The 23,024-nt window shown below is 74.6% G+C and carries 22 protein-coding genes; 6 read left to right on the plus strand and 16 right to left on the minus strand.

The window, feature by feature from the left end; genetic code table 11:
• Positions 1-13 precede the first annotated feature (13 nt).
• Complete coding sequence (locus KIN34_RS13135; RefSeq protein WP_214351319.1) at positions 14-1,942, minus strand: ABC transporter ATP-binding protein; 1,929 nt, start codon at positions 1,940-1,942, stop codon at positions 14-16.
• Positions 1,943-2,113: 171 nt separating this feature from the next.
• Here KIN34_RS13135 and KIN34_RS13140 point away from each other — a divergent pair, with 171 nt between their 5' ends.
• Positions 2,114-2,779, plus strand: coding sequence for a TIGR03085 family metal-binding protein (locus KIN34_RS13140; protein ID WP_237689102.1), 666 nt, complete (start codon positions 2,114-2,116; stop codon positions 2,777-2,779).
• Between the two features lie 65 nt (positions 2,780-2,844).
• Here the strand turns inward: KIN34_RS13140 and hisF are convergent, their stop codons facing one another.
• From hisF to KIN34_RS13190, 10 genes are all read right to left on the minus strand, one after another.
• Positions 2,845-3,615: an imidazole glycerol phosphate synthase subunit HisF gene (hisF, locus tag KIN34_RS13145; RefSeq protein WP_214351322.1), complete on the minus strand. Its 771-nt coding sequence runs from the start codon at positions 3,613-3,615 to the stop codon at positions 2,845-2,847.
• On the minus strand, positions 3,612-4,478 hold the full coding sequence (locus KIN34_RS13150; RefSeq protein ID WP_307858236.1) for an FKBP-type peptidyl-prolyl cis-trans isomerase: 867 nt from the start codon (positions 4,476-4,478) through the stop codon (positions 3,612-3,614). The genes hisF and KIN34_RS13150 overlap by 4 nt, the downstream gene beginning before the upstream one ends.
• A gap of 176 nt (positions 4,479-4,654) precedes the next feature.
• Entirely contained in the window at positions 4,655-6,013 is a 1,359-nt protein-coding gene (pafA, locus tag KIN34_RS13155) for a Pup--protein ligase (RefSeq protein WP_214351326.1), read from the minus strand.
• On the minus strand, positions 6,013-6,765 hold the full coding sequence (gene prcA / locus KIN34_RS13160) for a proteasome subunit alpha (protein WP_214351328.1): 753 nt from the start codon (positions 6,763-6,765) through the stop codon (positions 6,013-6,015). The genes pafA and prcA overlap by 1 nt, the downstream gene beginning before the upstream one ends.
• Entirely contained in the window at positions 6,762-7,601 is an 840-nt protein-coding gene (gene prcB, locus KIN34_RS13165; protein WP_214351330.1) for a proteasome subunit beta, read from the minus strand. The genes prcA and prcB overlap by 4 nt, the downstream gene beginning before the upstream one ends.
• A 6-nt stretch (positions 7,602-7,607) precedes the next feature.
• Entirely contained in the window at positions 7,608-7,799 is a 192-nt protein-coding gene (locus KIN34_RS13170) for a ubiquitin-like protein Pup (protein ID WP_214351333.1), read from the minus strand.
• A gap of 92 nt (positions 7,800-7,891) precedes the next feature.
• A complete protein-coding gene (gene dop, locus KIN34_RS13175) occupies positions 7,892-9,493 on the minus strand; it encodes a depupylase/deamidase Dop (protein ID WP_307858237.1) in 1,602 nt (533 codons plus the stop codon).
• Between the two features lie 119 nt (positions 9,494-9,612).
• Entirely contained in the window at positions 9,613-11,247 is a 1,635-nt protein-coding gene (gene arc, locus KIN34_RS13180) for a proteasome ATPase (RefSeq protein WP_214351336.1), read from the minus strand.
• A 135-nt stretch (positions 11,248-11,382) separates the two neighbouring features.
• Positions 11,383-12,507: a tRNA (adenine-N1)-methyltransferase gene (locus tag KIN34_RS13185; RefSeq protein WP_214351340.1), complete on the minus strand. Its 1,125-nt coding sequence runs from the start codon at positions 12,505-12,507 to the stop codon at positions 11,383-11,385.
• 23 nt (positions 12,508-12,530) lie between these two features.
• The gene (locus KIN34_RS13190; RefSeq protein ID WP_214351343.1) at positions 12,531-13,667 is read right to left on the minus strand and encodes a site-2 protease family protein; all 1,137 of its coding nucleotides are present in this window, start codon (positions 13,665-13,667) and stop codon (positions 12,531-12,533) included.
• 90 nt (positions 13,668-13,757) lie between these two features.
• Between KIN34_RS13190 and KIN34_RS13195 the strand changes: the two genes are divergently transcribed.
• Entirely contained in the window at positions 13,758-14,687 is a 930-nt protein-coding gene (locus tag KIN34_RS13195) for a RecB family exonuclease (protein ID WP_372449542.1), read from the plus strand.
• Between the two features lie 10 nt (positions 14,688-14,697).
• On the opposite strand, the gene KIN34_RS13200 is transcribed toward KIN34_RS13195, so the two are convergent.
• The gene (locus KIN34_RS13200; RefSeq protein WP_214351346.1) at positions 14,698-15,384 is read right to left on the minus strand and encodes an HAD family hydrolase; all 687 of its coding nucleotides are present in this window, start codon (positions 15,382-15,384) and stop codon (positions 14,698-14,700) included.
• Between the two features lie 152 nt (positions 15,385-15,536).
• On the opposite strand from KIN34_RS13200, the gene KIN34_RS13205 reads away from it, so the two are divergent.
• Positions 15,537-16,403: a PAC2 family protein gene (locus tag KIN34_RS13205; RefSeq protein WP_214351349.1), complete on the plus strand. Its 867-nt coding sequence runs from the start codon at positions 15,537-15,539 to the stop codon at positions 16,401-16,403.
• A gap of 11 nt (positions 16,404-16,414) precedes the next feature.
• Here KIN34_RS13205 and mshC read toward each other — a convergent pair whose 3' ends face one another.
• Positions 16,415-17,716, minus strand: coding sequence for a cysteine--1-D-myo-inosityl 2-amino-2-deoxy-alpha-D-glucopyranoside ligase (gene mshC, locus KIN34_RS13210; protein WP_214351352.1), 1,302 nt, complete (start codon positions 17,714-17,716; stop codon positions 16,415-16,417).
• Between the two features lie 101 nt (positions 17,717-17,817).
• Between mshC and KIN34_RS13215 the strand changes: the two genes are divergently transcribed.
• Positions 17,818-18,864 carry a CorA family divalent cation transporter gene (locus KIN34_RS13215; RefSeq protein ID WP_307858238.1) on the plus strand — a complete coding sequence of 349 codons (1,047 nt, stop codon included), beginning with the start codon at positions 17,818-17,820 and terminating at the stop codon, positions 18,862-18,864.
• On the opposite strand, the gene KIN34_RS13220 is transcribed toward KIN34_RS13215, so the two are convergent.
• The gene (locus tag KIN34_RS13220; protein WP_214352158.1) at positions 18,865-19,749 is read right to left on the minus strand and encodes an undecaprenyl-diphosphate phosphatase; all 885 of its coding nucleotides are present in this window, start codon (positions 19,747-19,749) and stop codon (positions 18,865-18,867) included.
• A 44-nt stretch (positions 19,750-19,793) separates the two neighbouring features.
• On the opposite strand from KIN34_RS13220, the gene KIN34_RS13225 reads away from it, so the two are divergent.
• A complete protein-coding gene (locus KIN34_RS13225; protein ID WP_214351354.1) occupies positions 19,794-20,768 on the plus strand; it encodes an aldo/keto reductase in 975 nt (324 codons plus the stop codon).
• Positions 20,769-20,775: 7 nt separating this feature from the next.
• On the opposite strand, the gene KIN34_RS13230 is transcribed toward KIN34_RS13225, so the two are convergent.
• Positions 20,776-21,147, minus strand: a complete 372-nt coding sequence (locus tag KIN34_RS13230) for a primosomal protein (RefSeq protein WP_214351357.1) — start codon at positions 21,145-21,147, stop codon at positions 20,776-20,778.
• Positions 21,148-21,355: 208 nt separating this feature from the next.
• On the opposite strand from KIN34_RS13230, the gene KIN34_RS13235 reads away from it, so the two are divergent.
• Entirely contained in the window at positions 21,356-21,589 is a 234-nt protein-coding gene (locus KIN34_RS13235) for a DUF5703 family protein (RefSeq protein WP_214351360.1), read from the plus strand.
• A gap of 35 nt (positions 21,590-21,624) precedes the next feature.
• On the opposite strand, the gene KIN34_RS13240 is transcribed toward KIN34_RS13235, so the two are convergent.
• A complete protein-coding gene (locus KIN34_RS13240) occupies positions 21,625-23,016 on the minus strand; it encodes a M20/M25/M40 family metallo-hydrolase (protein WP_214351362.1) in 1,392 nt (463 codons plus the stop codon).
• Positions 23,017-23,024: the final 8 nt, after the last annotated feature.

Here is a 23,024-nt window from a genome sequence, read left to right on the forward strand (position 1 = left end):
GCGTGCGGCGCGCTCACCGGGTCACCGCCGTCTCGTCGTCGTCCTCGTGCGTGGGCTCGTCGTGCGTGGGCTCGTCGTGCGCGTCCTCGTCGTCCCAGTCCTGCCGGGCCCGCCGCTCGCTCTCGCGCTCGTACGCCGTCGCGAGCTCCCGGTAGCCCGGGTCGCGTGCGAGGAGCTCGGCGTGCGTGCCGCGGTCCACCACCCGCCCACGGTCGAGGTGCACCACCTCGTCGGCCAGCAGCACCGAGGACATGCGGTAGGCGACCAGGAGGACCGTCGGCCCGCCCTCGCCCGCACCGCGCAGCCCCGTGAGGATCTCCTGCTCGACGCGGGGGTCGACCGCGGACGTCGCGTCGTCCAGCACGAGCACGTGCGGCCGGCGCACGAGCGCCCGCGCGAGGGCCACGCGCTGGCGCTGGCCGCCGGAGAGGTTCGCGCCGCGCTCCCCCAGCCGCGCGTCGAGGCCCTCGGGCAGCGCGCGCACCACGTCGTCCACCCGGGCCAGCCGCAGGGCGCCCCAGACGTCCTCGTCGGACGGCGCGCGCTCGTCGTCGGCGTCCGCGAGCGTGACGTTGCCGCGGATGGTGTCCTCGAACACGAACGCGTGCTGCGCGACCAGCGCGACGTGCGCGGTCAGGTCGGCGGGCGCGATCGCCCGCACGTCGGTGCCGTCGAGGCGGATCGCGCCGTGGTCGGGGTCCGCGAGGCGCGAGAGCATCGAGACCAGGCTCGTCTTGCCGGCGCCCGTGGGACCGACGACCGCGACGACGCGTCCCGGCGCGAGCTCCAGGGTCACGTCGTCGACGAGCACGAGCGGGCCCTGCGCGGTCTCGACGGCACGCGTCACGTGGTCGAACGTGACCGCTGCGCCGGGCGCCGTCGGACGCCACCGCTCGTCGCCCTCCGGCAGCGCGCCGCGCGAGTCCACCACGCGCGCGATCCGCTCGTACCCCACCAGCGCGCGCGGGATCTCCCCCAGCACCCAGCCGAACGCGCGCACGGGCACCGCGAGCAGCGTGAGCAGGTACGCCGCGGCGACGACGTCGCCCGTCTCGATGCGGCCCGCGCTGACCTGCCACGTGCCGACGACGAGCACGAGGAGGGTCCCCAGGCTCGGCAGCAGGTCGATGATCGGGTCGAACACGGCCCGCACCACCCCGACGCGGACGTTCGCGTCGGCCAGCGACGACGCGCGGCCCGCGAACCGGGCCTCCTCGCGCTGCTGCGTGCCGAGCGAGGTCACCAGGAGCGCGGCCTCGAAGCTCTCGTGCGCGACGTCGGCGACCTGGGCGCGCAGCTCCTGCGCGTGCGTGATCGCGGGCGACATCCGGCGCTGGAACCACAGGTTCGCCAGGACGGCGAGCGGCAGCACCGCCAGCGCCGCGACGGCGAGCCACACGTCCGTGCGCAGCAGCGACACGGCCGCGACGACGAGCATGACGACGACGCCGAGCGCGAACGGCAGCGGGTTGAAGACCGACGTCGCCGCCTCCACGTCCGCACCGGCGTTGGACAGCAGCTGTCCCGTCGGGTGCCGGCGGTGCCAGGACATCGGCAGCCGCAGGTACTGCCGCGTGACCCGCAGACGGTGGTCCTCCTGGATGGTGGCGAAGCCCATGCCCGCGAAGATCCGCCGGCCCGCCACGCTCAGGGCGAGCGTCAGCGCGACGAGCGCGACCGCACCGCCCGCCCACCACACCTTGTCCTGCGCGACCGGGTCGCCCGCGAGCGCCGGCACCACGACCTCGTCCGTCGCCCAGCCGAGCACCCGGCTCACGCCGACCGTCGCGATGCCGAACACGGCCGACGTGCCGACCGCGAGGGCGTACGTCCCGGGGTGGTCGCGCATGCCCCGCCACACCAGCGTCACCGCGCGCCGCGGGGTCGACCCGGCGAGCCGCATCGGGCGGGCGGACGACGAGGACGTCGCGGGCGCGGACATGCAGGGACCTTCCGACGAGCGGGGTACGGGGGTGGGTCCATCGTCTCACGTTGCTCGGGGCGACCAGGGTGCCCGTGCCGGCCCCGCGGCCCTGCGCGGCGGCGGGCCGGCGACGGCCGTCGGGCGGCGTCGTCGCAGGTCCGCGGGCTCCGGGGACGTCACTGTGCGAGCATGACGGGCATGACGGGGACCCGGTGGAACGAGGCACTGCGAGCGGACCTGGTCGACGCGCTGCGCGCCGTCCCGCCGGACGCGCCGACGCTGTGCGAGGGCTGGCAGGCGTGTCATCTCGCCGCCCACGTCGTGCTGCGGGAGCGCTCCGTGCGCGTCGGTGCCGGGCTCGCGGTGCCGCCGCTCGCCGGGGTCGCCGAGCGCGCGATCGACGAGCTCGCCGGCACCGCCACGACGCCCGAGGGCTACGCCGCCCTCGTGGACCGCGTCGCGGACGCGCCCGGCCGGTGGCACCCGATGACGTGGGCGGGCGACCTGGCGAACCTCGTCGAGTTCTACGTGCACGGGGAGGACGTCCGCCGCGGCGCGGGTCCCGTCCCGCCGCGCGAGCTGCCCGGCGGCGTCGTCGACGGCCTGTGGAACCAGGCCCGCCAGCTCGGCCGGGCACGACTGCGCACGGCGGGGTGCGGCGTCGTGCTCGTGCGACCCGACGGGCCGCGTGCGCGCCTGCGGAGCCCGCGGGACGGCGCGGGCAGCGTCGTCGTGCGCGGCGAGGTCGGCGAGCTCGTGCTCTGGCTGGCCGGCCGTGGCGCGGCGGCCGACGTCGTCGCCGAGGGGGCCGAGCCGGACCTCGCCGCGCTCGCGCGGGTCGCGCCGTTCGCGTGAGCCCGTGCACGTGGTCGTGCTCGTGACGATCCCCGCCGGTCGGGCGGCCTCCCGCCGAGCCGGGGTCAGCGGACGGTGACGCCCGCGTCCCGCAGCGCCTGCTTGACCTGACCGACCGTCAGCGCGCCGAAGTGGAACACGCTCGCCGCCAGGACGGCGTCCGCCCCGGCCCGCGCGGCCTCCACGAAGTGCTCGGGAGTGCCAGCACCGCCGCTCGCGATGAGCGGGACCGCGACCGCCGCCCGCACGTCGCGGAGCATCTCCAGGTCGAACCCGGCGGTCGTGCCGTCGGCGTCCATCGAGTTGAGCAGGATCTCGCCCGCGCCGAGCTCGGCGGCGCGAGCGGCCCATGCCACCGCGTCGATCCCGGTGCCGCGGCGGCCCCCGTGCGTCGTGACCTCGTAGCCCGAGTCGGTCCGCACGTCGCCGGTCACGCGGCGCGCGTCGACCGAGAGCACCAGGACCTGGCTGCCGAAGCGGTCCGCGATCTGCGCGATCAGGTCCGGCTCCGCGATCGCCGCCGTGTTCACCCCGACCTTGTCCGCACCGGCCCGCAGCAGCCGGTCGACGTCGTCGGCGGAGCGCACCCCGCCGCCCACCGTCAGCGGCACGAAGACCTCCTCGGCGGTGCGGCGCACCACGTCGTAGGTCGTCTCGCGGTTGCCCGACGACGCGGACACGTCCAGGAACGTCAGCTCGTCGGCGCCCTCGCCGTCGTACCGGTGCGCGAGCTCGACCGGGTCGCCCGCGTCACGCAGGTTCTCGAAGTTGACGCCCTTCACGACGCGGCCGGCGTCGACGTCGAGGCACGGGATGACGCGCAGCGCGAGGCTCACTCGGATGCTCCTTCGGGGGCGCGGGCGTCCAGCACGTCGACGACGAACGCGACGGTCTGGCCCTCCAGCTCGGTGCTCTCGGTGACCCCGAGAGCGTAGGACGGCGGCACGACGAGCAGGACGCGGCTCCCGACCGTCTGGTCCTCCAGGCCCTCGGACCAGGCCGGGACGTCCTGGAGCGAGAACGAGACGGGCAGGCCGCTGCTCCACGTGGTGTCGAACTGCTCGCCGTCGGTCCACGTCCACCCGGTGTACTGCACGGTCACCGTGTCGCCTGCCCCGACCTGACGGCCCGTGCCGCGCAGGACGGCCTGCACGACGAGGTCCGTGGGGGCGTCCGCGTCGACGGGGGTGAAGGTGGGCGCGCCGTCCTCGTCCTCCCCGACCGTGGGCAGTCCCTCGCGCGGATCGATCGGCTCGCCCTCCGCGCGGGTCGGCAGCACGTCGATCACCGTCACGGTCGTGTACGACGTCGTGCCGCCCTGGGGTGGGGCGACCTGCAGCAGCCGCGCCCCCACGCTCTGACCCCGCAGCGAGGTGTACAGGTCCGCCCCGAGGTCCTCCGCGGTCAGCAGCTGCGACGTGGGCGTGGAGGAGTACGACTCCTTGACGAGCGAGGCGTCGTCGCCGTTCTCGAGCCAGTAGTCGATGAGGACGGGCTCGCCGTCGACGAGCCGCGGCCCGGTCCCGGGCCAGACCGTCTCGCGGTAGGCGTCGTCGACCACGAGCGGCGTGACGTACGTCAGGGTGGGCGCGGCACCGGCGTCGCCGCTCACCGTGACGTCCGGCAGGACGACCTCGGGCTCCGAGCACGCGGCCAGCCCCAGGGCGGCCGCGACCACCGCCGCAGTCAACGCGGTCACGCGTCGTCGCACCGTGCCACCCTCGCTTCCGTCACCCGTCATGCTCGTCGGTCCGTGCTCGCCGGTCCCTGCTCGTCGGTCGTGCACTCTACGGCGGTCAACCGTGCGGCCGCGCCGCCCGGCCGGTCGGGCGGCGATGCGCGCGGCTCCCGCGCGGCTGCCCCCGCGAGGTCCCGTCACATCGACTCGATGAGCCTCTCGACGCGCTCGTCGACGTTGCGGAAGGGGTCCTTGCACAGGACCGTGCGCTGCGCCTGGTCGTTCAGCTTCAGGTGGACCCAGTCCACCGTGTAGTCGCGCCGGGCCTCCTGGGCGGCGCGCACGAAGTCGCCGCGCAGCTTGGCCCGGGTGGTCTGGGGCGGGACCGACGTGGCCTCGAACACCTCGAGGTCGGTCGTCAGCCGCTCGACCATGCCCTTCGCGGCGAGCAGGTTGTACAGGCCCTCGGTGCGGGAGATGTCGTGGTACGCCAGGTCCAGGCGCTGGACCCGCACGTCGGACAGCGACAGGTCGTGCTTCGCCCGGTACCGCTCGATCAGGCGGTACTTGATGACCCAGTCGAGCTCACGGTCGACCAGCGACAGGTCGCCCGTCCGCAGCGCGTGCAGCCCGCGTTCCCACAGGTCGACGACCTGCTTGTCCTGCGGCGTGCCGCCGTGCTGGGCCAGGAAGTCGACGACCCGGCCGAGGTAGTCCTCCTGGATGTCGATCGCCGTCGCGGTGCGTCCGGTGGCCATGGTGACCGGGTGCCGACCCGTCATGTCGTGGCTGATCTCGCGGATCGCCCGGATCGGGTTCTCGAGCGACGTGTCCCGCATGGGGACGCCGGCCTCGATCATCCGCAGCAGCAGGTCGGTGGCCCCGACCTTGAGCATCGTCGTCGTCTCCGACATCGAGGAGTCGCCGACGATGACGTGCAGCCGGCGGAAGTGCTCGGCGTCGGCGTGCGGCTCGTCGCGGGTGTTGATGATGGGACGCGAGCGCGTCGTCGCGCTCGAGACCGCCTCCCAGATGTGGTCGGCGCGCTGGGAGAGGCAGTAGACCGCGCCACGCGGCGTCGCGAGCACCTTGCCGGCGCCCGTGAGGACCTGGCGGGTGATGAGGAACGGCACCAGCACGTCGGACAGCCGTGCGAAGTCGCCCTGCCGCCGCACCAGGTAGTTCTCGTGGCACCCGTAGGAGTTGCCGGCCGAGTCGGTGTTGTTCTTGAACAGGTGGATCCGGCCGGGCAGGCCTTCGTGCTCCAGGCGTTGCTGCGCGTCGGCCACCAGGCCCTCGAGGATCCGCTCGCCCGCGCGGTCGTGGGTGACGAGCTGGCGCACGTCGTCGCACTCCGCCGTCGCGTACTCGGGGTGCGAGCCGACGTCCAGGTACAGCCGCGAGCCGTTGCGCAGGAACACGTTCGACGAGCGCCCCCACGCGACGACCTTGCGGAACAGGTACCGCGCGACCTCGTCGGCCGACAACCCGCGGCCGTCCGTCGCCGCGCAGGTCACGCCGTACTCGGTCTCGAGCCCGAAGATCCGCCTGTCCATCAGCCCTCCTGCGGGTTCTCGCCGCGCGGCTCGACCGCGCCCGGGTCCGCGACCGGCGCGGCCAGCAGGTCCTCGAGCAGCGGCCCGGTGAGCCGACGGAACGCGCGGCGCGGGCGCGTGCGGTCCAGCACGGCGACCTCGAGCTGCGCGGCCGGGATGGTGCGCTGGGCGGTCGCGTCGTCGACGGGCGCACCGAGCACCCGCACGGCGAGCGCCAGCACCTCCGGCAGCGTGAGCCCGGGCCGCCAGCCCTCGCGGACCAGGCCGTCGAGGCGCTCGGCCTGCCCGCCCATGACCACGAAGCCGTGCTCGTCGGCCACCGAGCCGTCGTAGGTCAGCCGGTAGATCTGGTCGCCCTCCGGGACGCGCCCGACCTCGGCCACGACGAGCTCGACCTCGAGCGGCTTGGACTCCGTGGTGAAGACCGTGCCGAGCGTCTGCGCGTACGCGTTCGCCAGCCCGCGGGCCGTGACGTCGTCCCGGTCGTAGGAGTAGCCGCGCAGGTCGGCGTAGCGCACGCCCGCCACCCGCAGGTTCTCGAACTCGTTGTACTTGCCGACCGCGGCGAACGCGATGCGGTCGTAGATCTCGGAGACCTTGTGCAGCGCGCGGGACGCGTTCTCGGTCGCGAACGCGATCCCCTCGTCGTACTGCAGCACGACGACCGAGCGGCCCCGGGCGATGCCCTTGCGGGCGTAGTCCGCCCGGTCCTTCATCAGCTGCTCGGGCGAGACGTAGAACGGCATGCTCATGCGGGACGTCCCCCTCGGTGCGCGGCGCGGCGCTCGGCCAGCAGCGACTCCACGGCCTGCTCCAGCTCGTCGTCCGGCGCGCGCAGGTAGCCCGACTCGGTGACGGTCGCGACCACGGGCCAGATGCGGCGGGTCGTGTCCGGCCCGCCGGTCGCCGAGTCGTCGTCGGCCGCGTCCACGAGCGCCTCGACCGCGACGCGCACCGCGTCCTGCGGCGAGAGGCCGGGCCGCCACCGCTTCTTCAGCGAGCCCCGGGCGAACACCGACCCCGAGCCGACCGCGTGGTGCTCGTGCTCCTCGTAGCGCCCGCCCGTGACGTCGTAGGAGAAGATCCGGCCGATCCGCCGGTCCAGGTCGAAGCCCGCGAACAGCGGCACCACGGCGAGGCCCTGCAGCGCGAGCCCGAGGTTGCCGCGGATCATCGTGGACAGCCGGTTCGCCTTGCCGTCGAGCGACAGCAGGCTGCCCTCGATCTTCTCGTAGTGCTCGAGCTCGAGCTGGAACAGCCGCACCAGCTCGACCGCGAGCCCCGCGGTCCCGGCGATGCCCACCGCCGAGTACTCGTCGGCCGGGAAGACCTTCTCGATCTCGCGGCTCGCGATCATCGAGCCCATGGTGGCGCGACGGTCCCCCGCCATCACCACGCCGCCCTCGCACACCACCGTGACGATCGTCGTGCCGTGGGGGGCGACGACCGCCTCGCCCGCGCCCGTGGGCCGGTTGCCGGGGAGGAGCGACGGCGAGTGGGCCGCCAGGAACTCGACGAAGGACGACGAGCCCGGCGTCATGAACGCGGCCGGCAGGCGGCCGTGAGCCAGCGGGTCAGCCTGCGACATGGGCGCTCACTGACCGCCCTTCTGGACGAAGCCGCGGACGAACTGCTCCGCGTTCTGCTCCAGCACGTCGTCGATCTCGTCCAGCAGCGCGTCGACCTCGGCGTCGCGGGCCTGCGCGGCCGGGGCTGCGGGCACGGGCGCGTCGTCGACCGGCTCGTCGTCCTCCCGGCGGGGGTTGACGCGTTCCTGACCTGCCATCACGGACCTCCTGGCGTCGTGGGCTGCTCCTGCGACCACCCTAGGCCCATCCGCCGACGCCCCGCCGCGCGGTACACCCACCGGACGCCGGGTCACGCCCCCAGCGCGGCCAGGAGGGCCGCCGCGTCAGGGCTGGCGTCGAGCAGCTCCCCGACGTGCGCGCGCGTCCCCCGCAGCGGGTCGCGCATCGGCACGCGCTGCAGCGTGGAAGCACCGGGGACGTCGAAGACCACCGAGTCCCAGGACGCCGCCGAGACCTGGCCGCCGTACCGGGCCACCGCCTCGCCGCGGAAGTAGGCGCGCGTGTCCTGGGGAGCGTGCGCGACGGCGTGCTCGACCTCGTCCGGCGTCGTCAGCACGTCCACCGCGCCGGCGGCCAGCAGGCGGTGGTAGAGCCCGCGCTCGGGCCGCAGGTCGGACCACTGCAGGTCCACCGCCGCGAGCCGCGGGTGGTCCCACGGCAGGTTCTCGCGGCGCCGCATGCCCTCCAGCAGCCGCAGCTTCGCCAGCCACTCGACCTCCCGCGCGCACGACGCGGGGTCCTCGCCCAGGCGGTCCAGGAGCGAGGCCCACCGCGCCAGCACGTCGGCGGTCTGCTCGTCGAGCTCGCCGCCGGAGGTCGCCAGGGCCGTCCGCACGGCCTCGAGGTAGACCCGCTGCACCTCCAGCGCCGTGAGGCGCCGGCCGTCCGCGAGCTCGATCCGTGCGGTGAGCGTCGGGTCGTGGCTGACCTCGTGCACCGCGGTCACCGGGTCCTTGAGCGCGAGCCGGTCGATCGCGGCCAGCGCGCCGCCCGCACCGCCCTCGACCGCGCGCTCGATCAGCCACAGGACGAGCGAGGCGGTGCCCAGCCGCAGGTAGGTCGCGACCTCGAGCATCGTCGCGTCGCCGACGATCACGTGCAGGCGCCGCCAGCGGGCGGGGTCGGCGTGCGGCTCGTCGCGCGTGTTGACGATCGGGCGACGCAGGGTGGTCTCGAGCCCGATCTCGGCCTCGACGTAGTCCGCGCGCTGCGAGAGCTGGAAGCCCGCCCGCTCACCGCGCTGGCCCAGGCCCACCCGCCCCGCGCCGGTGAACACCTGGCGGGTCACGAAGAACGGGATGAGACGCGCGGCGAGGTCCGCGAACGGGACCGCCCGGTCGACCAGGTAGTTCTCGTGCGTGCCGTACGTGGCGCCCTTGCCGTCGACGTTGTTCTTGTAGAGCGTCACGTCCGGGAGCACGGGCGTGGACGCGAGCGCCCGCACCGCCGCAAGCATCACCTGCTCCCCCGCGCGGTCCCACACCACGGCGTCCCGCGGGTTCGTGACCTCGGGCGACGAGTACTCGGGGTGCGCGTGGTCGACGTACAGCCGTGCGCCGTTGGTGAGGATCACGTTGGCCGCGCCCGGGTCCTCGTACTCCTCCGCCTGCGGACGCTCGAGCTCCTGCGGACCGTCGCCCGACGGCGCGGGACGCGCGGGGTCGTCGGTGAGCAGCGAGGGGTGCGCGGACGCGCGCTGCAGGTGGAAGCCGCGCGCGTCGGCCAGGGGGTCCTCGTCGTCGTAGTCCCACCGCGCGCGCGTGCGGCCGGACTCGCGCGCCGCGTGCACCGCGACCACGTGGCTCGACAGGAGCATCGGGTTCGCCATCGGCTTGCCGGGCTGCAGCACGCCGTACTCGGTCTCGATCCCCATCACGCGGCGCACGGTCACGCGGCCACCCTACGCACGACGAGCACGCGGCAGCGGCGGCCGTCGCGGGCTGGACGACCCCGAGCCACCGGTGGACCGCCGGTGGGTCCCCGGTAGGTCACAGGTCCGCCAGAGGTCGGCTACAGGTACTGACCCGTGCTCGTCACCGTCTCGATCGTGCGCGAGCCGTCCGTGCCCTTCTTGCCCTGGACGATCGTGCGGATGAAGACGATGCGCTCGCCCTTCTTCCCGGAGATCCGCGCCCAGTCGTCGGGGTTGGTCGTGTTCGGCAGGTCCTCGTTCTCCTTGAACTCGTCGACGCACGCCGAGAGCAGGTGGTCCACCCGGATCCCGCGCTGACCGGTCGCCAGCAGGTCCTTGATCGCCTGCTTCTTGGCGCGGTCCACGACGTTCTGGATCATCGCGCCCGAGTTGAAGTCCTTGAAGTACAGGACCTCCTTGTCCCCGCTGGCGTAGGTGACCTCGAGGAACTTGTTCTCGTCCGTCTCCGAGTACATGCGCTCGACGACGCGCGCGACCATCGCCTCGACCGCGGCGGGCTTGGAGCCCTCGTGCTCGCGCAGGTCGTCGGGGTGGATCGGCAGGTCGTCGGTCAGGTACTTGCTGAAGATCTCCTTGGCGCCCTCGGCGTCCGGGCGCTCGATCTTGATCTTCACGTCGAGCCGGCCCGGTCGCAGGATCGCCGGGTCGATCATGTCCTCGCGGTTCGAGGCGCCGATGACGATGACGTTCTCGAGCCGCTCCACCCCGTCGATCTCCGCGAGCAGCTGGGGCACGATCGTCGTCTCCACGTCCGACGAGACGCCCGTGCCGCGCGTGCGGAACAGCGACTCCATCTCGTCGAAGAAGACCACCACCGGGTGCCCCTGCGACGCCTTCTCGCGGGCCCGGGCGAAGATCAGGCGGATGTGCCGCTCGGTCTCGCCCACGTACTTGTTGAGCAGCTCCGGGCCCTTGACGTTGAGGAAGTAGCTCTTCGCCTCCGCGACCGCCTCGCCGCGCGCCTGCGCGGCGGTGGCGGCCAGCGAGTGCGCGACGGCCTTGGCGATGAGGGTCTTGCCGCACCCGGGCGGGCCGTACAGCAGCACGCCCTTGGGCGGACGCAGCCCGTGCTCGCGGAACAGCTCGGGGTGCAGGAACGGCAGCTCGACGGCGTCCTTGATCGCCTCGATCTGCGGCCCCAGCCCACCGATGTCCTCGTACTCGATGTCCGGGACCTCCTCGAGGACCAGCTCCTCGACCTCGGCGCGCGGGATGACCTCGAACACGAAGCCGCTGCGCGAGTCGATGGTCAGCGCGTCGCCCACCCGGACGCCCGCGTCGAGGACCTGGCCGGCGAACCGCACCACGCGCTCCTCGTCGCCGCGGCCGACGACGAGCGCCCGGCCCTGGCCCAGCAGCTCCTTGACGGTGACCAGCTCGCCCACGCTCTCGTAGCCGCCCGCCTCGACGACCGTGAGCGCCTCGTTGAGCATGACCTCCTGGCCGGGGCGCAGCCGCGTCAGGTCCACCGCGGGGCTCGCGCCGACGTGCATCTTGCGGCCCGACGAGACCACGTCGACCGAGCCGTCGGGACGCGCTCCGAGGAACACCGCGTACGTGCCCGGAGGCTTCGCGAGGTCGTCCACCTGACGCTTGAGCTCGACGATCTGCTCGCGCGCCGCGACGAGCGCGTCGCTGAGCCGCTCGTTCTTCGCGGCGAGGATCGAGAGCTCGCGCTGCAGGTCCCGCCCAGCCGCTGCCGGATCAGTCATCGCGTCCGCCTCCTTCGCGTCGGTGGGTCGCCACCATAACCACAGTGTCGGCCGCCGTCCGGTCGTCCGCGCAGTCGTCCCACATGCCGTGACCCAACTGTCATCGACCGGCACCCGGTCACCCCGCCGCGACCGTCAGTCGGTGGTGCGCTCCGGGTGCGAGTCGCGCTGCGCGCGGCGCACCTTCTTGGGCGAGGTCTCCCGCTCGCCCAGCGCCTCCGGCGTCCACAGCTCGGCGTCCTCGACGGGCGCGCCGTCCTCCGCCACCGGGTACGCGCCCTTGGCGGGCCGCCGCTTGCGCAGCGGCGCCTCGACGCCGTCCGCGAGGCGGCGCGTGGTCAGGAGGAAGCCGGTGTGCCCGATCATCCGGTGCTCGGGGCGCACCGACAGGCCCTCGAGGTGCCAGCCGCGGACCATCGACTCCCACGCCTGCGGCTCGGTGTAGCGGCCGTCGGTCCGCAGGTCCTCGGCGAGCCGGGAGAGCTGGGTCGTCGTCGCGACGTAGCAGACGAGCACCCCGCCCGGCGCGAGCGCGTCGGCGACCGCGTCCAGGTTCTCCCACGGCGCGAGCATGTCCAGCACCACGCGGTCCACGCTCGCGCGCGCGGCGACCGTGGGCAGGACGTCCGCGAGGTCGCCGATGCTCAGGCTCCACGCGGGGTGCGGTCCGCCGAAGAAGCCCTCGACGTTGCCACGCGCGATGTCCGCGAAGTCCTCGCGACGCTCGATCGAGTGCAGCGAGCCGCCGTCACCCACCGCGCGCAGCAGCGACATCGTCAGCGCGCCCGAGCCCACGCCGGCCTCGACCACCACGGCGCCCGGGTAGATGTCCGCCATCGCGACGATCTGACCGGCGTCCTTGGGGTACACGACCGCCGCGCCGCGCGGCATGGACAGCACGTGGTCGGACAGCAGCGGACGCAGCGCCAGGTACTCGGTGCTGCCCGTGCTGACGACGACCGTGCCCTCCGGCGCGCCGATCAGCTCCTCGTGGCGGAAGTACCCGCGGTGCGTGTGGAACGTCCCACCGGGCGCGAGGGTGATGGTGTGCAGCCGGCCGCGCGGGTCCGTGAGCTGCACGCGGTCGCCGACCCGGAACGGTCCGCGCCGGCGGTCCGCGCCGGTGGGCGTCGAACCGGTCGTCGAACCGGTCGTCGCAGCTCCCGTCGGTGCTGCGACGAGCGGTGCGGCTGCAGTCGGTGCGGCTGCGGTCGGTGCGGCTGCGGTCGGTGCGGGTTCGGTCGGCTCGGGGGTCGTCACGGCCGCGAGTCTAGGCGTCCGCGTCAGGCGCGGATCGCGGCCACGACGTCCGTGGCGTGCACCAGGCCGACCACGCGCCCGTCGACGAGCGCGACGACCACGGGCGAGAGCCGGGTCGCGCGCTGCAGGTCGTGCAGCAGCGCCTCGCCGACCAGGCGGCCGTCCACCGTCGCTCCCACCGGCAGCGTGATCGCCACCTGGCCGACCAGGGTGGTGCCCGCCGCGTGCGCCGGGACGCTCGCCGCCGCCGCGCTGTCCACGTACGCCGCGGGGCGCCCGTCGGGCGCGAGGACGACGACCTCGCGCGCCCCGGCCGCCGCCGCGACGGCGCCCGCGTGCGCGAGGGAGTCGGCGTTCCCGACGCCCACGGCGGGCCGGCCGACAGTCCCGACCGAGACGCCCTCGATGTTGCGCTGGGCCCGCGCACCGCGCATCGCACCCGACGCCCCGGTCCACAGGAACGCGGCGATCAGGGCCGCCCACAGCGCGTCGACCATGCTGGTCCCGACGTCGAGCAGCCGCGGCACGAGCAGCGCGCCGAGGAACGTCACCACCGCGACGCCGCGGCCCACCCACGCCGCGGCGATGGTGCCCGTGTATCGGTCCTTCGACACCGCCCACACGAGCGCCTCGAGCACGCGGCCGCCGTCGAGCGGCAGCCCCGGCAGCAGGTTGAACAGGCCGACGAACCCGTTCGTCAGCGCGCCGGACCACAGGACGGCCCACGTCACGCTGTGCCGCGGGGCGACGTCGACCGCGAGCAGGAGGGCGAACGTGCCCGCGATCGCGAGGTTGACGAGCGGGCCGACGACGGCGACGAGCGCGTTGGTCGCGGGCGTCGGCGCGGCGCCGCCGAACGCCGTGTGGCCGCCCCACAGCGTGAGCACGAACTCGCGCGGCTGCTGGCCCCGAGCCCGCGCGACGAGCCCGTGCGCGAGCTCGTGCAGGAACACCGACGCGAACAGCAGGATCACGAACACGAACGCCACGACGAGGACCGCGGTGCCCTCGAGGCCCGTGAGCGCGCGTGCGGTCGGCACGGACAGCGCGGTCAGCACGACGACGGCGACGAGCCAGCTCGGTGCCAGCACGACGGGCGCCCCCGCGACGTGGCCGACGACCCAGCCGGACGGCCGGCGGACGGGCTTCGCGCTGCTCACGGGAACCAGCGTAGGTGGCCGCCGGTGATGACCCGCCGCGTCGACCAGCGGATGGGCGCTCGTGTCAGGCCCCGCGCCTACCCTCGACCCGTGACCGTCGTCGACCCCCTCCCGCGCACCGCCGAGCCCGACACGACCGTGCCGGACCCCACCGGTCCGCTCGCGGAGGAGACCTCGCCCCGCCGCGCGACCAGTCCGGGGCTCTCGCCGTCCCGCGCGAACGACTTCCTGCAGTGCCCGCTGCTCTTCCGGTTCCGCGTCGTCGACCGCCTCCCGGAGCCGCCGAGCCCCGCGGCCGCACGCGGCACGCTGGTCCACGCGGTCCTCGAGCACCTCTTCGAGCTCCCGGCCGTCGAGCGCACCCTCGAGGCGGCGCGGTCGCTGGTGCCGGCGCAGTGGGAGACGCTGCGCGCCGAGCAGCCGGACGTCGCGGCGCTGTTCGCCGAGCCGGGCGAGCTCGCCGCGTGGCTGACGTCCGCGGAGGCGCTGCTCGGCACGTACTTCACGCTCGAGGACCCCACGCGGCTCGAGCCGCGCGAGCGCGAGCTCTACGTGACGACCGACCTCGAGGCGGGACCGCAGCTGCGCGGGATCGTCGACCGCGTGGACGTCGCGCCGAACGGGTGGGTGCGCGTCGTCGACTACAAGACGGGTCGCTCGCCGCGCGCGGGGTTCGAGGGCTCGGCGCTGTTCCAGATGCGCTTCTACGCCTACGTCCTGTGGCGCACGCAGGGCGTGCTCCCCAAGCGCCTGCAGCTCGAGTACCTGGGCGACGGCGTGGTGGTCCAGCACGAGCCCACCGAGCCGGAGATGGCGACGTTCGAGGCGCGGATCCGGTCCATCTGGGCCGGCATCCAGGACGCGGCGCGCGCCGGCGACTGGCGTGCGCGCACCTCGCGGCTCTGCGACTGGTGCTCGTTCCGCGAGCACTGCCCGTCGTTCGGCGGCACCCCGCCCGCACCGGACCCGGACGCCGTCGAGCGGGCCACGGGGGTCCGGCCGGACCCCGTCGCCGCCTGAGCCCGGCCGGTCAGCGCGTGGGCGGGACCACGAGCGTCTCGCCGGCCGCGAGCCGGACCAGGTGCTCCACCGTCAGGTCGCGCAACGACGCGACGCGGCTCATCCCGGGCCGGTCGGCGACCTCCTGGAGGCCCTCGACCAGCACGGTGCGTGCGCCGGAGGCGACCGCGGAGGCCGAGCCCGAGCGCGAGTCCTCGAGCGCGACGCACCGCTCGACGTCGACGCCGAGCAGCCGCGCGGCGGTGAGGTACGGCTCGGGGTCGGGCTTCGCCCGCCGGACGTCGTCGCCCGCGACCACCGCGTCGAAGCCGCCCGCCGCGGCCACGAACGGCTCGGCGAGCGTGCGGTAGGACGAGGTCACGAGCGCCGTCGGGATGCCCGCCGCCCGCACCGCGGCCAGCAGCTCGCGCGCACCGGGCTGCCACGGCACCTCGTCGGACACCGCCGCCGCGACGTGCGCCGTGAGGTCCTCGACGATCTCCGGGACGGGGAGGTCCACCCCGCGACCCTGCAGGACCGCGGCGGCCGACGTCATCGCCGACCCGATGATCGCCGCGGCGTCCTCCGCCGTCCACGGGACGCCGAACCGCGACGTCAGCGCGACCTCCGCGGCCATCCACAGCGGCTCGGTGTCGATCAGCGTGCCGTCCATGTCGAACAGCACAGCCTGCGGTGCGTCGAGGTGGTGCGCGGGCATGAGGGACGACTCCTCGTGGTCGGGGTGAGGCCGGGGACGGGCTGGTGCGGCCGCGGCCGGACGCCGCCTGCCCGCCGCGGCCGGCCGGCGGCGGCACGTCAGCGTACGGCGCGCTCAGGCGTCCGCGGCGACCCGCGTCCTAGGCTGGGCGGATGGACGCCTCGCCCCATCACGAGCTGCCCGCCGACCGGACCGTCCTGCTCTCGGCGTTCGAGGGCTGGAACGACGCGGGATCGGCCGCCACGCACGCGCTCGAGCACCTGCACGACGTCTGGCACGCCGAGCACGTCGACGAGCTCGACCCCGAGGAGTACCACGACTTCCAGGTGAACCGGCCCCACGTCGGGATCGGCGCCGACGGCACGCGCGAGATCACGTGGCCGACCACCGCCGTCGCGGTCGCCACGGCACCGCGCTCGGGGCGTCGCGTCGTGCTCGTGCACGGCATCGAGCCGTCGATGCGCTGGCGCCGGTACTGCCACGAGCTGCTCGACATCGCCGCGACGCTCGAGGTGAGCACGGTGGTCTCGGTCGGCGCGCTGCTCGCCGACGTCCCGCACACGCGTCCCATCCCGGTCACGGCGACCTCCGAGCACGACGAGACGCGCGCGCTCCTCGAGATCGAGTCGAGCTCGTACGAGGGCCCCACGGGGATCGTCGGGGTGCTCCAGCACGAGGCGCAGGCGCGGGGCATGGCGTCGATGAGCCTGTGGGCCGCGGTCCCCCACTACGTGGCGCACCCGCCGTCGCCCAAGGCGACGCTGGCGCTGCTGCGGCGCCTCGAGGAGATCCTGGGCGAGCCCATCCCGCTCGGTGACCTGCCCGACGAGGCCGCGGCCTGGCAGCAGGGCGTCGACGAGCTGGCCGACGAGGACGGCGAGGTCGGCGAGTACGTCCGGCAGCTCGAGGAGGCGAAGGACACCGCCGAGCTGCCCGAGGCGTCGGGCGAGGCGATCGCGCAGGAGTTCGAGCGCTACCTGCGGCGCCGCGACAAGGGCTCCGGCAGCGGGAGCGCCTGACCGGCCACCGGCTACATCCGAACGCCGAGCAGGGCGTCGACCGTGCGCGCGACCACACCGGGCGCGCCCTCGACGAACCCGCTCCCGCCGACCGCCGACCGCTCGAGGGCGGCCGCCGCCCAGGCGTCCACGGCCTCGAGCGCGCGCGGTGCGTCGAGGTCGGCCGCGACGGCCTCCCGGACCGCCCGCAGCACCGGCTCGGGGTCGGGGCCACCGTTGCCGGACATCGCGCGCCGCCAGGTGTCGAGCCGCTCCTCGGCACGGTGCAGGTCGGCCGCCGTCCAGGTCCAGTCGCTGCGGTACTGGTGCGCCAGGATCGCGAGCCGCACGGCCATCGGGTCGACGCCGTCGGCGCGCAGGCGCGAGACCAGGACCAGGTTGCCGAGCGACTTGCTCATCTTCTCGCCGTCCAGGCCCACCATGCCGGCGTGGACGTGCACGCGGCCGCCGGTCGCGCCGGGCTCCAGCTCGCGCACGTGCGAGGTGCTCATCTCGTGGTGCGGGAACAGCAGGTCGCTGCCGCCGCCCTCGACGTCGAAGGACCCGCCGAGCGCGTCGCGCGCGATCACCGCGCACTCGACGTGCCATCCCGGCCGGCCGCGACCCAGCGTGCCGCCGTCCCAGGACGGCTCGCCCGGACGCGCGGCGCGCCAGAGCAGCGGGTCCAGGGCGTCCCGCTTGCCCGCGCGGTCGGGGTCCCCACCGCGCTCGGCGAACAGGGCGAGCATCGTCTCGCGGTCGAGCCCCGCGACCGAGCCGAAGCCCGGGTCCGCCGACAGGTCGGCGTAGACGTCCGCGGCCGCGCCGTCCGCGGGCCCGGCTGTGTCGTCGGCTCCCGGGGTGGGCGACGGGACGGGGACGCGGTACGCGGCGCCCGCGGCGACCAGGGCCTCGACCGCCGCCACGATCGCGGGGACCGACTCCACGACACCGGCCCACACGTCGGGCGGGACCACGCCGAGCGCGGTCATGTCCTCGCAGTACAGCGCGATCTGGTCGTTCGCGAGCGCGGTCCAGTCCACGCCGGTCGCCGTCGCGCGCTCGAGCAGCGGGTCGTCGACGTCCGTCACGTTGGACGCGTAGCGCACCCGCTTGCCCTCGTCGCGCCACGCGCGCACCAGCAGGTCGAAGGCGACGTAGGTCGCGGCGTGGCCGAGGTGCGTCGCGTCGTAGGGCGTGATGCCGCACACGTACAGGGCGGCGGACTCCCCCGGTGCCGCGACGACGAGCCCGCCGGTCGTCGAGTCGTGCACGCGGACGGGGCCGCCGTGGCCGGGGAGCTCGGGGATCTGCGGGGCCGGCCAGGTGAGCACCCGCGCAGCCTAACCGCCTCCGCGAGCGTCGCCCCGCCCCGACCACGAGGCGCTCACCGTGTCGCAGCGCGGCTGCCCCGCGGGCGCGACACAATCGGCGCGTGACGCAGCAGCTGGCACGCGAGGTCTACCGACCCCACGGGGACGGGTGGGAGGCCGTCGACGAGCGCGACGCGCCGAGCGACCGCGGCCGCCCCGCACCGGGCCCGGTCTGGGTCGTCGTCGGGTCGGTGGACGACCTGCGCGCGGAGGCCGTCGCGCGGGGCGCGAGCGACCAGGGGCTGCGGCTCGTCGACGAGCTCGCGGGCTGGACCGCGCAGGACGAGGACGGCCGGCACCTGCGCGGGCGGGTCAGCCGCTCCACGGCCGGCGAGATCGTGCTGACCATGCCCACCGTGTCCTACGCCGAGGCCTCGCGCGACGTCCACACGGGGATCCTGACCTGCCTGGTCACGCAGGACGTCGTGATCGCGTGCGAGTCGGGTGACGCGCACGTCCTGCGCCGGGCGGCGGCGCGGCTGTGCGACGGGCTCCCGTTCCCCGACGAGGGCGTGCGCCAGGTGCTCGCCGCGGTGCTCCTGACGCTCGTGAGCCAGGCCTCGGACGTCGAGGCCGGCCTGGGCGACGCGGTCGCCGAGACCGAGCAGCTCGTCTTCTCCTCTCGCGGGTCCGGCGGGCAGCTCCTCGGCTCGATCTACGGGCTCAAGCGGGAGATCGCCGAGGCGCGGCGCGCCCTGGGCCCGATCACCACCGCGATGCCCGAGCTCGAGGCGGAGACGCGCGAGGTCGAGGGCACCGGCCTGTTCCGCCGGTCCACCGGCGCACCGGCCACCGTCACGTGGCTGCGCCGGGTCCGCGACCGGTCGGACCGCGTCGACCGGCACCTCGACGCGCACGACGACCTGCTCGACGCGATGCTCTCGGTCCACCTGAGCCAGGTCTCGGTCCGGCAGAACGAGGACATGCGCAAGATGTCGGCGTGGGCCGCGATGATCGCGGTGCCGACCCTGATCGCGGGCGTGTACGGCATGAACTTCCGCCACATGCCCGAGCTCGACTGGACGCTGGGATACCCGCTCGTCCTCGCCGTGATGGCGGGGGCGTGCGGCCTCCTGTACCGCGCGTTCCGCCGCTCCGGCTGGCTCTGATCACGCCGTCGCCGGGACCGCCTCGAGCGTGCCGGTGAGCAGCAGGAGCACCACGAGCGCGGCCAGGCCCAGGCGGTACCAGACGAACGGCCGGTAGCTGAAGGTCGAGACGATCTTCAGGAACACGATGATCACCAGGTAGCCGACGACGAACGCGACCAGCGTCGCGATGAGCGTCGCGCCGAAGCTCGGCGTCCCGGCCGTGCCGAAGTCGTCGACCGACTTCACGAGCTGGAACAGCCCCGAGCCGAACACCGCGGGGATCGCGAGCAGGAACGAGTACCGCGCGGCGGCCTCACGCGTGTAGCCCATGAGCAGGCCGCCCGTGATGGTGCCCCCCGAGCGGGACACGCCCGGGATCAGGGCCAGCGCCTGCCAGAGGCCGAACTGGACCGCGTGCCGCGGCGTCATCAGCTCGAGCGGTCTGACCTTGGTCCCCACCCGGTCCGCCCAGCCGAGCACGATCGCGAAGCCGGCGAGCGTCAGCGCGACGAGCCACAGGTTGCGGAACACGCTCTCGATCTGGTCCTGGAAGGCGAGACCGAGCACGACGATCGGCACGGTGCCGAGGGCGATGAACCACGCCATGAGCGCGTCGCGGTCCACCGGCTGGTCCGCCGGCGCCCCGAGCCGGGAGCGCAGGTCGGTGCCGTAGGCGCCCCGCAGTGCCCGCCACCAGCCGCCGACGATCGCCGCGATGTCACGGCGGAAGTACAGCAGCACCGCGGTCTCGGTCCCGAGCTGCGTGATCGCGGTGAACGCCGCCCCCGGGTCGCCCCCGCCCAGCAGGTCGCCCACGATCCGCAGGTGGGCCGACGACGAGACCGGCAGGAACTCGGTGAGTCCCTGCACGAGTCCCAGGAGGATCGCGTCACCCGCGCCGATGTCTGTCACGGGCCGCCACGATAGCCCGACTAGGGTGGCGCCCCATGGAGCATCGCCACGTCGGCCGCACCGGGTTGCGCGTGTCCCGCCTCGGGCTGGGCACCATGACCTGGAGCCGCGACACCGACGACCACGACGCGGCCGAGCAGCTGCGCGAGCTCGTGGACGCGGGCGGCTCGTTCCTCGACACGTCGGCGTCCTACGCCGACGGCGGCGCCGAGGAGCTCATCGGCACGCTCGTCGGACCGGGCGCGAGCATCGCCCGGGACGAGCTGGTCCTGTGCACCAAGGCCGGCGTCCGCCGCACCTCGTCGGGCGACCGCGTCGTCGACGCCTCCCGGGGCGGCCTCCTGGCGTCCCTCGACGCGTCGCTCGCCCGGCTGCGGACCGACCACGTCGACCTGTTCCTGGTGCAGACGCCCGACCCGCGCACGCCGCTCGAGGAGACCGCGTCCGCGCTGCGCCTCGCGGTCAGCAGCGGCCGCGCGCGCTACGTCGGCGTCGCCAACCACGCCGGCTGGCAGGTCGCCCGCCTCGCCGGCCTGCTCGACGACGACGGCGTGGGCCTCACCGCGGTCGAGGCCGAGTACTCGCTCCTGGAGCGCGGGATCGAGCGCGAGGTGGTGCCCGCGGCCCGCTCGCTCGGAGCGGGCGTCCTCGCGTGGTCGCCGCTCGGCCGCGGCGTGCTCACGGGTAAGTACCGGCGCACCATCCCGGCCGACTCGCGCGCGGCCTCGCCGCACCTCGCGGGGTTCGTGCAGCCGTACCTGGACGCGCGCGCCGCGGCGGTCGTGGACGCGCTGGCCATCGCGGCGGGGGGGCTCGACCGGCAGCCGCTCGAGGTGGCGCTCGCGTGGCTGCTCCGCCGGCCCGCGGTGTCGACCGCGATCGTGGGGGCGCGCACCGTCGGACAGCTGCGCGGGGCGCTCGCGGCGCTCGACCTGGAGCTGCCCGACGAGCTCGCGACCGCGCTCGACGAGGTGAGCGCGCCGGCGCTCGGCTACCCCGAGCGCTTCTGAGCCGGCGTCAGCGCGCGGGCTCGACCTCGACGTCGTCGGCCTCGTCGTCGGTCCAGTCGTCGGCCTCGTCGTCGGACTCGTCGTCGTCGGCCTCGTCGTCGACGTCGTCGACGCCGTCCACGTCGACCTCGTCCTCGTCCTCGTCCTCGTCGTCCTCGAACTCGTCGTCCTCGTCGTCCTCCTCCGCGAGGTAGAACGGCGTGGCCTCCCCGTGGACGGTGCCCAGCGCGTCGTCGTAGACCTCGAAGGCGTCCGCGAGGACGTCGTACGCGTCGTCGACCGCCGGGTCGTCCTCGCCCTGGCGGGCGACGACGGCGTGGAAGTGCGCCTCGAGCGCGGCGACGAGACGGTCCAGCGCGGCGCGGGGGTCGACGGTCATGCGACGACCGTACCGCCCACCCGCCCCACCCGGCAGGGTCGAAGGTCGCCGACGGCGGGGCTCACGGCGTGCCTGTCGCGTGGCTGTCGCGTGCCGAGGGCGTGCCGGCGGCCTGCCACGGCGCCGTGATCCGCGTCACCTCCGGCGGACCGGCGGCCGACGGGGGCACAATGGTCGGCACCAAGCAGGCCACGAGGCGAGGTGACGGATGGCGGTCGGGACAACGACGCGGCGCAAGGACTGGGTCGCCCAGGGCGGGCAGTACGAGTACCGGGTGCTCACCCTGCCGAGGACGACGAGCCGCAACGACGCCCGACGGCTGCTCACCGAGCAGGCCGAGTACGGCCGGTGGGAGCTCGCGCGCACGGTGCTGTACGAGGGCGGTGAGCGGCGCGTCTGGCTGCGCCGCAAGGTGCTGCGGGTGCAGAGCACGCTGGACTGACGAGCCCGCGGTCTCGGTCCGCAGGAGCGGGTCCGTCAGCAGGTCGCGAGCAGGCGGTCCAGGACGCGCGTGCCGAACCGCAGGGCGTCGGTCGAGACGCGCTCGTCGACGCCGTGGAACATCCCGGCGAAGTCGAGGTCGGCGGGCAGCCGCAGCGGCGCGAACCCGTAGCCCGTGATCCCGAGCCGGGCCAGCGACTTGTTGTCGGTGCCGCCCGAGAGCATGTACGGGAGCACGACCGCGCCGGGGTCCTCCGCCTGCAGGGCGTCGGACATCGCGTCGACCAGGTCGCCCGTCGTCGGCGCCTCGAGCGCGACGTCGTGGTGGAGGTGCTCGATCCGCACGTCCGGGCCGGCGAGCGCGGCCACCTGCGCGCGGAACCCCTCCTCGTCGCCGGGCAGGAACCGTCCGTCCACGGCCGCCTCGGCGCGGCCCGGCACCACGTTGGCCTTGTACCCCGCCGTGAGCTGGGTGGGGTTGGTCGTGTGCCGCAGCGTCGCGCCGACGAACCTGCTCGCCGGTCCCAGCGCGGCGACCAGCTGCTCGACGCCGTGCGGGTCCTCCGCGTCGAACGTCACGCCGGTCAGGTCCGCGACGCCCTCGAGGAGGGCGCGCACGGTGGGCGTCAGCTGCAGCGGCCAGGCGTGCCGACCGATCCGCGCGACCGCCTCCGCGAGGTTCGTCACCGCGTTGTCCGGCGTCACCTGGCTGCCGTGCCCCGCACGCCCGTCGGCGACGAGCCGCAGCCACGACAAGCCCTTCTCGGCCGTCTGCAGCAGGTAGGCGCGTCGGCCCCCGACCTCCACCGAGAACCCGCCGACCTCGCTGATCGCCTCGGTCGCGCCCTCGAACAGCTCGGGGCGGTGGTCGACGGCCCAACGCGCGCCGTAGGTCCCGCCCGCCTCCTCGTCGGCGAACATGGCGACGACGACGTCGCGCGCCGGCCGCCTGCCCTCACGGGCCATCTGCCGCACGACGGACAGGATCATCGCGTCCATGTCCTTCATGTCGACCGCGCCGCGGCCCCAGAGCAGCTCGTCGTCCTGGTGCCCCGCGAACGGGTCGACGGTCCAGTCGGCGGCCTGGGCGGGCACGACGTCGAGGTGCCCGTGCAGCACGAGCGCGGGCCGGTCCCGGTCCTCGCCCGGCAGGCGGACGACGACGTTGGCGCGGCCCGGTGCGCTCTCGAACAGCTCGGGCTCCAGCCCGACGTCGCTCAGCAGCGTCGCCACGTGCTCGGCGGCGGTGCGCTCCCCCGGTCCTTCGTTGTCGCCGTAGTTCGACGTGTCGATCCGGATCAGGTCCCGGCAGATGTCGACGACCTCGTCGGCGGCGGTGGTCCCGGCCCCCACGGTCGACTCGATCGGCGCGCTCGATGCGCTCGACGGGGTACGGGCGGACGACGGGTCGGACGAGACGGCGGCCATGCGCTCCA

This window comes from Cellulomonas fulva (genome assembly GCF_018531375.1).
GTDB lineage: Bacteria > Actinomycetota > Actinomycetes > Actinomycetales > Cellulomonadaceae > Cellulomonas > Cellulomonas fulva.